This window comes from Terrisporobacter muris (assembly GCF_024621905.1).
Taxonomy (GTDB): domain Bacteria; phylum Bacillota; class Clostridia; order Peptostreptococcales; family Peptostreptococcaceae; genus Terrisporobacter; species Terrisporobacter muris.
This window is the reverse complement of sequence record NZ_JANKBY010000138.1, coordinates 1-9,031: the sequence shown is the minus strand read 5'-3', so window position 1 is coordinate 9,031 and position 9,031 is coordinate 1. Positions and strand designations below refer to the sequence as shown.

Sequence of the window (9,031 nt, the reverse complement as noted above, 5' to 3'; positions counted from 1 at the left end):
TTATCATCTTTTTTATATTAAAATTTTACTATTCTTTTTATTAGTACCCAATTAGTAAAAAATAAAACTCACTTAAAAATTCAAAATAACAAAAGAATGCTAGCTTAATTTTAAGCTAACATCCTTAATTTTATAATGAAGATATTTGTTACTGTACCATCCTCTGTAAATGATGTAATCCCTGTTCCATTAACATTTTAGGTTTAGTTTCATAAGTTTTTCACAGATTTGAGATCAATATAATTTCTTTATATGTAAAAAAAGAGGATATCTCTTCTAATTAAAAATTATTATAAGAAATCCTCTTTTCTACTTAATAAAAATTACTCTTCTATATCAACTTTTATAGCTAATTCTTCTAATTGAGCATCATCAGCTACTCCTGGAGCATTTGTCATTGGACATATAGCATTTTGATTTTTAGGGAATGCTATCACTTCTCTAATATTATCAGCTCCTGTAAGCAGCATCATTAATCTATCAAATCCAAATGCTAATCCAGCATGTGGTGGAACTCCATATTTAAACGCTTCTAGTAAGTATCCAAACTTATCATTAGCTTCTTCATCGCTTATTCCTATAGCATCAAACATTTTCTTTTGGATATCCGCATTAGATATTCTAACACTTCCTCCACCTAGTTCATATCCATTTAATACTATATCATAAGCTTTAGCTCTTAAATTAGTTTTATCTTCACCAGTTAATCCTTCTACGTCTTCATCTAATGGAGATGTGAATGGATGATGCATTGCTATCATTCTTCCTGTTTCTTCGTCTTTTTCGAATAATGGGAATTCAGTTACCCATAATAGGTTATATTTATTTTTATCCATTAAGTCAAGTTTTCTACCAACTTCAAGTCTTAATTGGCCTAATGCATCATAAACTACAGCATTTTTATCAGCTATAAATAATAATAAGTCTCCAGCTTCTGCTCCCATTTTTTCTAATATAGCGTTCATTTCTTCTTCTGAGAAGAATTTAGCTATTGGAGATTCTATTCCAGCTTCAGTTAATTTTATCCAAGCAAGACCCTTAGCTTTGTAAAGCTTAGCATGCTCTTCTAACTTCTTCATTCCTTTTTTTGAGAAGGCTTCAGCTCCACCTTTAACGTTTATACCTCTAACACTACCTTTTTCATCAGAAGCAGCATTAGCAAATACTCCGAATCCACATTCTTTAACTATGTCAGATATATTTACAAATTCTAATCCAAATCTAGTATCTGGTTTATCTGAACCAAATCTATCCATAGCTTCTTTATAAGTCATTCTTTGGATAGGTAATTGAACATCCACATCTAATACTTCTTTGAATATTTCTTGAAGCATTTTTTCCATGATTCCCATTACATCTTCTTCATCAACAAATGACATTTCACAGTCTATTTGAGTGAATTCTGGTTGTCTATCAGCTCTTAAATCTTCATCTCTGAAACATTTTACTATTTGGAAGTATCTATCCATACCACTTACCATTAATAATTGTTTAAATAATTGTGGTGATTGTGGTAATGCGTAGAATTTACCTGGATTAACTCTACTTGGTACTAAGTAATCCCTAGCACCTTCTGGAGATGGTTTTATTAAGAAAGGAGTTTCTATTTCTACAAAGTTGTTATCTGTTAAGTAATTTCTTACTATTTTAGCAACTTTACTTCTTAATATTAAATTATTTTGCATAGAAGGCTTTCTTAAATCTAAGAATCTATATTTTAATCTTAAATCTTCAGAAACATTATCATTATCTTTTATATATATTGGTGGAGTTTCTGATTTGCTTAAAATTCTAAGTTCAGTTGCTTCTATTTCTATATCTCCTGTTGCCATGTTAGGATTTTTAGATTGTCTTTCTCTAACTATACCTTTAACAGCAACAACATATTCTGAACCTAATTTTTCAGCTTTATTAAATGCTTCTTCACTTACATTTGTATCAAATATTATTTGGCTTATTCCTCTAACATCTCTTAAATCAACGAATACTAATCCACCTAAGTTTCTTTTCTTTTGTACCCATCCATTTAAAACTACTTCTTCACCCACATTGGCAATTCTTAAATCACCACAGTAATGAGTTCTCTTTAATCCTTTTAAGTTCTCCATATTTCCTCCTTCGTCATTTACGCACTAAAAGGTGAAAGATTGAATGATAATATTCATCTCTTTTCACCTTATATTCTATGTCAATTTTAATTATAATCTATTTTTTAACTCATTTACTAATTCACTAAGTTTTACAGTAGTTTGTTCTGATGTTTCCATGTTTTTAAGAGTTGCTGCATCATTAGCTAACTCGTCATCACCTATAACTATTGTATATTTAGCATTTATTTTATCTGAGTATTTAAATTGAGCTTTTAAGCTTTTTCCTAAGTGATCTATATCAGCGCTTATGTGATTATCTCTTAGTTCTTTTATTAAACCAAAACTCTTAGTTTTAGCTGTATCTCCTATTGTTGCTATGTATATATCTGTAGATTTTGGATTTTCTATTTCTATATTATTATTTTCTAAAGTTAATAATAATCTTTCTGCTCCAAGCCCAAATCCTATACCACTAATTCCTTTTGGCCCACCTAATTGTTCAACTAGACCATCATATCTTCCTCCGCCACAAACTGTACTTTGTGATCCTATATCATTTGATATTATTTCGAAAGCAGTTTTTCTGTAGTAGTCAAGTCCCCTAACTATAGTTTTATCAACTACAAACTTTATATCCATCTCTCTTAAGTATTCTTGTAATTTATCAAAATGATTTTCACAATCATCACATAAGTGATCTATCATGAAAGGTATGTCTGTTATATTTGCTTTACATGTAGGGTTTTTACAATCTATAACTCTCATTGGATTTTTGTCTTTTCGCTCTAAACAAGTTTCACATAATACATCTGATTTAGCATCTAAATATGCTTTTAAAGTTTTGTTATATTCTTCTCTACAAACAGGACATCCTACTGAGTTTATGTTTACTGACAAATCTTTAAGTCCTAATTCATTAAAGAATTGCACTGCTAAAGATATAACTTCTGCATCTATTGATGGTGTATCACTTCCTAGTGCCTCAATACCAAATTGGTGGAATTGTCTTTGCCTTCCTGCTTGTGGTCTTTCGTATCTAAAGCATGGAGTTATGTAAAATAATTTTGTTGGTTGTGTATCAGCATATAATTTATTTTCTATAAATGATCTGATAGTTCCAGCAGTCCCTTCTGGTTTTAAACTTATTTGTCTATCACCTTTATCAGTGAAAGTATACATTTCTTTTTGAACTATATCTGTTGTGTCACCAACACTTCTTGTGAAAACTTCTGTATGCTCAAATATAGGAGTTCTCATTTCTTCATATCCATATAATGCACATATTTCTCTGAATTTCTTCTCAACATAGTGCCATTTATAGACTTCCTTTGGTAATATATCTCTTGTTCCTCTTGGCGCTTTACTTAGCATTTTTCTCTACCTCCTCATACTTTCTTTTTATCATCTCGTCAATTCTTTGAATATATTGTTCTACATTCTTGACATTTTCTACCCTTTCAATCCTATCTTCATCAGGATATACAAATTTAGTTATAGAACCAGCCCCTAATGCATAATTACTTTGTTTTTCCTCCATAATTTGCATATTATAAATACATTCATAACCTTCTTTAGCATAACCTATATTTTCTAGATTACCTAGCATATGTTTTTGTCTGTACATATAATAAGGGTTTAATCCCATATCCTCTGCATATTCCTTAGCTAAATTAATCATTTTTACCATTTCTTCATACTGAGCAAGTTCATAATCTTCTAGATTTTCTTTTAGCTTTGATGTTCTTTTTACTGCTAAGGTATGAACAGTTAGACTTTCTGGAGATAGCTCTTTTATTTTATCTAAAGTATTTCTAACCATACTTAAATCTTCATCTACTAACCCTAGTATTATATCCATATTGATATTATCAAATCCGACTTCTCTAGCCAAATGGAATGTGTCAATTATATCTTGTATACTATGATTTCTACCTATTTTTTGTAAAGTTTCATCATTCATACTTTGTGGATTAATACTTATTCTGTCTACATTATTTTTCTTTAAGACTTCTAACATTTCTCTATTTATAGTATCAGGTCTTCCTGCCTCTACTGTAAACTCTTTGATTTCACTTAAATCAAATCTTTCAAATAGTCCTTTTATTAAAGTATCCATTTCATCAGGAGTTAAAGTAGTTGGAGTACCTCCACCAATATATAAAGTTTCTATTGATTTATTTTGTTCTTCTAATAACTTAGCTACACCTTCGACTTCTTCAAGTAATTTAGCTACATATGTAGGTTTTAATCCTCCAAATTGCTTTAAAGAGTTCGCAGGGAATGAACAATAATAACATCTTGTAGGGCAAAATGGAATACTCACATATAAAGATACTTTATTTTCATCTATTGGGTATATGAATTTTCGCTCTCTTCTTGCAATATCAAGAGCTAAATCAATTTTATCATCACTTATAAAATAATCTCTAGTTAATTTTTCTCTTATTTCTTCATCACTAAAATTATCATCAAGTAGTGAATGTACTATTTTTACAGGTCTTATACCTGTAAGTATTCCCCATGGTGGAGTAATCTTAAACTTCTTTTCTAGAATTTTGAACATACTCCTTTTTATAGTTTCCTTTATAACCTTTTTTTCTTCTCTCTTACTTAACCCCTCTAAGCTTCTATGTTCTACATGTTCATATATTACTCCATAATTTTCACAATAAACAGTTTTGGAAAAAATATTGTTATTATGAGAAAATAAAGTATTCTCTACAACCATCATGCAATCTCTTTCGTCAATGAATCTAAGCTCTGAAGTAAAAAGTTTAACTAGTTCGCTTACTTCATATTTAAAATCATGACCTTTTAATACAATACCTATCATTTTCTAGCTCCTTTTGAAATCCTCGCAAGTGTATTTATCTCATAAAAGGATTTGTCATTTTTTCTATTTTTAAAGTAGAATTTGGACCATGACCTGGATAAACCGTTATATCATCATCTTGATTTTGTAATCTTTTTAATGATTTTTCCATTTTTTTATAGTCACCGCCATAAAAATCTGTTCTTCCTATACTCCCCGCAAATAAAGTATCTCCTGTAAGCATATGTTTATCAATTTTTATACACATACTTCCTGGAGTATGCCCTGGAGTGTGAATAAATTTTAATTTCATATCTCCAACTTTTAATGTATCATTATCTTTAACATATATATCAGCATCTAATTCCACAGTATTTGAAGGAAGTGAAGCACTTAAATTTTTTCTTTTATCTATTAATATTTCTTTCTCTTCTTCATGGGCTACTATTTTAGCATTTGTTGCTTCTTTTAAAGTTAAAACATTTGTTATATGATCTCCATGACCATGAGTTAGTACAATATATTCTACATTTAAATTTTGTCTTTTTACAAAGTTCATTATATCAACAAGATTTACCCCTGGATCAACAACAATGCATTTTTTTGTATTTTCGTCTCCAACTACATAAGTATTTTCACCCATGCGACTTTCAACGATTTTTTCTAATATCATAGCTTCCCCCTCCTTAGAATTCTTTTCTTGATTCTAGTAATATAGTCACAGGTCCATCATTAGTTAAATCAACCATCATATGAGCTCCAAACTGTCCTGTGCCTACATTAATCCCTTGTTTTTTTATTTTTTCAACAAATTCTTCATATAAAGGATTTGCCACTTCTGGCCTTGCTGCATCAGAAAAGCTAGGTCTTCTACCTCTTCTTGCATCCCCATAAAGTGTAAATTGAGAAACGGCTAAAACTTCACCATCAACATCTTTTAATGATAAATTCATTTTTCCGTCTTCATCTTCAAATATTCTTAAATTAGTTACTTTATCTACCATATAATCAACATCTTTTGATGTATCATCATGAGTAACTCCAAGTAAAACCATTAGTCCTTGATTTATTTGTCCAACAACTTCTTCATCTACTGTTACTTTGGAAGATGAAACCTTTTGTACAACTGCTCTCATATTTTCCTCCTAATTTCTTACCCTGAAAACATCATCTACACCAGGTATAGACTTAATTTTTTTCATTAAATTTGTTAGTTCAGAAATATCATTTACTTCAATTAATAAGTTAATTTGAGTCATTTCGTCTTTTGATTTTCTTGCATTAATTCCATTTATATTAAGTTTTTGCATCGCTATTGTATGAATAACATCATTTAGCATACTTTTTCTATCTGTTCCAATAATTTTAATTTCGCCTTCAAATTTAGACTTTTTAGGAGCATCCCAACTTACATCTACAAGTCTTTTCTTGAAAAATTCATCGTTCATTTGGCAGTTTGGACAATCTGATCTATGTATCGCCACACCTCTACCCTTCGTAACATATCCTACTATTTCGTCTCCAGGTAATGGATTACAACATTTAGCAAATCTAACAAGTATATTATCTAGACCTTTTACTATAACCCCAGAACTACTCTTCTTTCTTTTTTCCTTGTATTCCTTGTCAGTTATATTATATTTTGATAAATCTTCATTTTCTTTTTGTCTATTTTCTTTTTCTTTTTTCTTTTCTTCTTTAAGGTAAAAATCTCTAACCTTTGGAACAACTTGGCTAACTACTATTCCGCCATATCCTATAGTTGCAATAAAATCTTCCAAGCTTGGTTGATTAAATTTCTTTGCTATTTGTTCCATAAACTTTTCTATAGAAGAGTCTTTTAAAGGAATACCATATTTTTTAAATTCTTTTTCTAATATTTCATATCCTCTTTCAATATTTTCTTCTCTTCTTTCTTTCTTAAAGAATTGTCTTATTCTATTTCTTGCATTTGGAGTTTTAACAATCTTTAACCAATCACGGCTCGGTCCATTTGAATTTGATGATGTAATGACTTCAACAATTTCCCCATTTTGCAATGTATAATCAATAGGAACTAGTCTACCATTTATTTTAGCTCCTACACATTTATTTCCTACCTTACTATGAACCCTGTATGCAAAATCTATTGGTGTAGATTCCGCTGGTAGCTCAATAACGTCCCCCTTAGGAGTAAATACATAAACTTGACTATTAAATACATCTTCTTTTAATGAATCTAAGAACTCTTGAGGATCTTTTACATCTTTTTCCCACTCCATCATTTGTCTTAGCCATTTTAATTTTTCTTCCATCTTTTCATCATTACTCATTGTACCTTCTTTATATTTCCAGTGAGCTGCTATACCATATTCGGCAATATTATGCATTTCATGAGTCCTAATTTGAATTTCTACAGGCTCACCTTCTGGTCCAATTACTGTAGTATGAAGAGATTGATACATATTAGCTTTAGGCATTGCTATATAGTCTTTAAATCTTCCTGGCATTGGTACCCATAAAGTATGAACCATACCGAGAACTGCATAACAATCCTTTATTGTATCTACGACTATTCTAACAGCAGTTAAATCAAAAATTTCTTCAAAAGTCTTATGCTTATTTTTCATTTTTCTATAAATGCTGTAAAAATGCTTTGGTCTTCCATAAACTTCACAATCTATATTAACTTCGTTAAACTTTTCTTGTAATAAATTTACTATTCTGCTTATATATTCTTCTCTTTGACTTCTTTTCATAGAAACTTTATCTACTAAGTCATAGTATCCATCTGGGTCTATATATCTTAGTGCTAAATCTTCCAATTCCCATTTAATTTTAGAGATTCCTAACCTATGAGCTATTCCACCATAGATTTCTAAAGTTTCTTTTGCTTTATATTTAGCCTTTTCTTCTGGCATATATTTTAGAGTTCTCATATTATGTAGTCTATCAGCTAACTTTATAAGAATTACCCTAATGTCTTTTGCCATGGCTAAAAACATTTTTCTTAAATTCTCAGCTTGCGTTTCTTCTTTTGATTGATATTTAATTTGACCAAGTTTTGTAACCCCATCAACTAAATCAGCAATCTCCTTACTAAACATTTCTTCTATATCATCATAAGTATAGTCCGTATCTTCTATCACATCATGTAAAAGTCCTGCTGATATAGTTTCTATATCAAGTTCCATATCTACAAGAATATTTGCAACAGCTATTGGATGAATTATATAAGGTTCACCTGATTTTCTTAGGATACCTTCATGGGCAGATTTTGCCAAATAGTAAGCTTTTTCTACAAGAGTAGTATCTGTATTAGGAGCATATTCTTTTATTTTATCTAGAATCTCCTGTAATTCCTTATCATGCATATAACCACCTATTCTCTAAAGTATAAATTTTATTATATATGAAAATAGTTGGTAAAAACCAACTATTATTATTGTCTAGTATTTTATAAGAGAATTAACATTATATTTTGCTAATTTTGCTCTTCCGTCTAAGTCTTCTAATTCTATTAAAAATTGCATTGAAACCACTTCTCCGCCTAGCTTTTCTATAAGTTTAGCTGCTGCTTCCATAGTTCCACCTGTAGCTAATAAATCATCTACTATTGCAACCTTTTGCCCTGGCTTAATAGCATCTTTGTGTATTTCTAGTCTATTAGAACCATACTCTAAATCATATTCATAACCTTCAACTTCCCATGGTAATTTCCCAGGTTTTCTAACTGGTATAAAACCAATTCCCATACCATAAGCAACCGGTGTTCCCATTAAGAATCCTCTTGCTTCTGGTCCTACAATTAAATCAACTTCCTTATCCTTTAAATCTGCTATTATTTCATCAATTGCAAATTTAAGTGCTTTACCATCTTGTAATAATGTTGTTATGTCTTTAAAGCTTATTCCTTCCTTTGGAAAATCTTCAATTACTCTTACTATTTGTTTTAAATCCATTTAAAACTCCTCCTAATGGCTTTTTACATACTCTTGTTTTAATTCTTTTAGATTATTAAGTATTACACTTTCATCCAAATTAAGCTTTTTATCAGGTTTTTCTAATAAATATATGGCTATAGTATTTTCTTCATAGTTAATTTCAAAATTCAATAAATTTAATTCTTTAAAAACTTTAAGTATTATAA

7 protein-coding genes are annotated in these 9,031 nt (G+C 29.9%); all 7 read right to left on the bottom strand.

From position 1 onward, the window contains the following. Positions 1-323 precede the first annotated feature (323 nt). Complete coding sequence (aspS, locus tag NSA58_RS11400; RefSeq protein ID WP_039679465.1) at positions 324-2,108, bottom strand: aspartate--tRNA ligase; 1,785 nt, start codon at positions 2,106-2,108, stop codon at positions 324-326. A gap of 90 nt (positions 2,109-2,198) precedes the next feature. Further along, positions 2,199-3,461: a histidine--tRNA ligase gene (hisS, locus tag NSA58_RS11395; RefSeq protein ID WP_039679464.1), complete on the bottom strand. Its 1,263-nt coding sequence runs from the start codon at positions 3,459-3,461 to the stop codon at positions 2,199-2,201. Beyond that, positions 3,451-4,923: a coproporphyrinogen dehydrogenase HemZ gene (gene hemZ, locus NSA58_RS11390; protein WP_039679463.1), complete on the bottom strand. Its 1,473-nt coding sequence runs from the start codon at positions 4,921-4,923 to the stop codon at positions 3,451-3,453. Before hemZ ends, hisS begins: the two co-directional genes overlap by 11 nt. 34 nt (positions 4,924-4,957) lie before the next feature. Beyond that, positions 4,958-5,575 carry an MBL fold metallo-hydrolase gene (locus NSA58_RS11385; RefSeq protein ID WP_039679462.1) on the bottom strand — a complete coding sequence of 206 codons (618 nt, stop codon included), beginning with the start codon at positions 5,573-5,575 and terminating at the stop codon, positions 4,958-4,960. A 13-nt stretch (positions 5,576-5,588) separates the two neighbouring features. Then, positions 5,589-6,038, bottom strand: a complete 450-nt coding sequence (gene dtd / locus NSA58_RS11380) for a D-aminoacyl-tRNA deacylase (protein WP_039679461.1) — start codon at positions 6,036-6,038, stop codon at positions 5,589-5,591. Between the two features lie 9 nt (positions 6,039-6,047). Then, on the bottom strand, positions 6,048-8,255 hold the full coding sequence (locus NSA58_RS11375; RefSeq protein ID WP_039679460.1) for a RelA/SpoT family protein: 2,208 nt from the start codon (positions 8,253-8,255) through the stop codon (positions 6,048-6,050). Between the two features lie 75 nt (positions 8,256-8,330). After that, positions 8,331-8,843, bottom strand: coding sequence for an adenine phosphoribosyltransferase (locus NSA58_RS11370; protein ID WP_039679459.1), 513 nt, complete (start codon positions 8,841-8,843; stop codon positions 8,331-8,333). Positions 8,844-9,031: the final 188 nt, after the last annotated feature.

Coding starts and splice junctions, on each gene's coding strand:
- hemZ (WP_039679463.1), bottom strand. CDS start 4,923: ATGATAGGTATTGTATTAAAAGGTCATGATTTTAAATATGAAGTAAGC.
- hisS (WP_039679464.1), bottom strand. CDS start 3,461: ATGCTAAGTAAAGCGCCAAGAGGAACAAGAGATATATTACCAAAGGAA.
- NSA58_RS11385 (WP_039679462.1), bottom strand. CDS start 5,575: ATGATATTAGAAAAAATCGTTGAAAGTCGCATGGGTGAAAATACTTAT.
- dtd (WP_039679461.1), bottom strand. CDS start 6,038: ATGAGAGCAGTTGTACAAAAGGTTTCATCTTCCAAAGTAACAGTAGAT.
- NSA58_RS11375 (WP_039679460.1), bottom strand. CDS start 8,255: ATGCATGATAAGGAATTACAGGAGATTCTAGATAAAATAAAAGAATAT.
- aspS (WP_039679465.1), bottom strand. CDS start 2,108: ATGGAGAACTTAAAAGGATTAAAGAGAACTCATTACTGTGGTGATTTA.
- NSA58_RS11370 (WP_039679459.1), bottom strand. CDS start 8,843: ATGGATTTAAAACAAATAGTAAGAGTAATTGAAGATTTTCCAAAGGAA.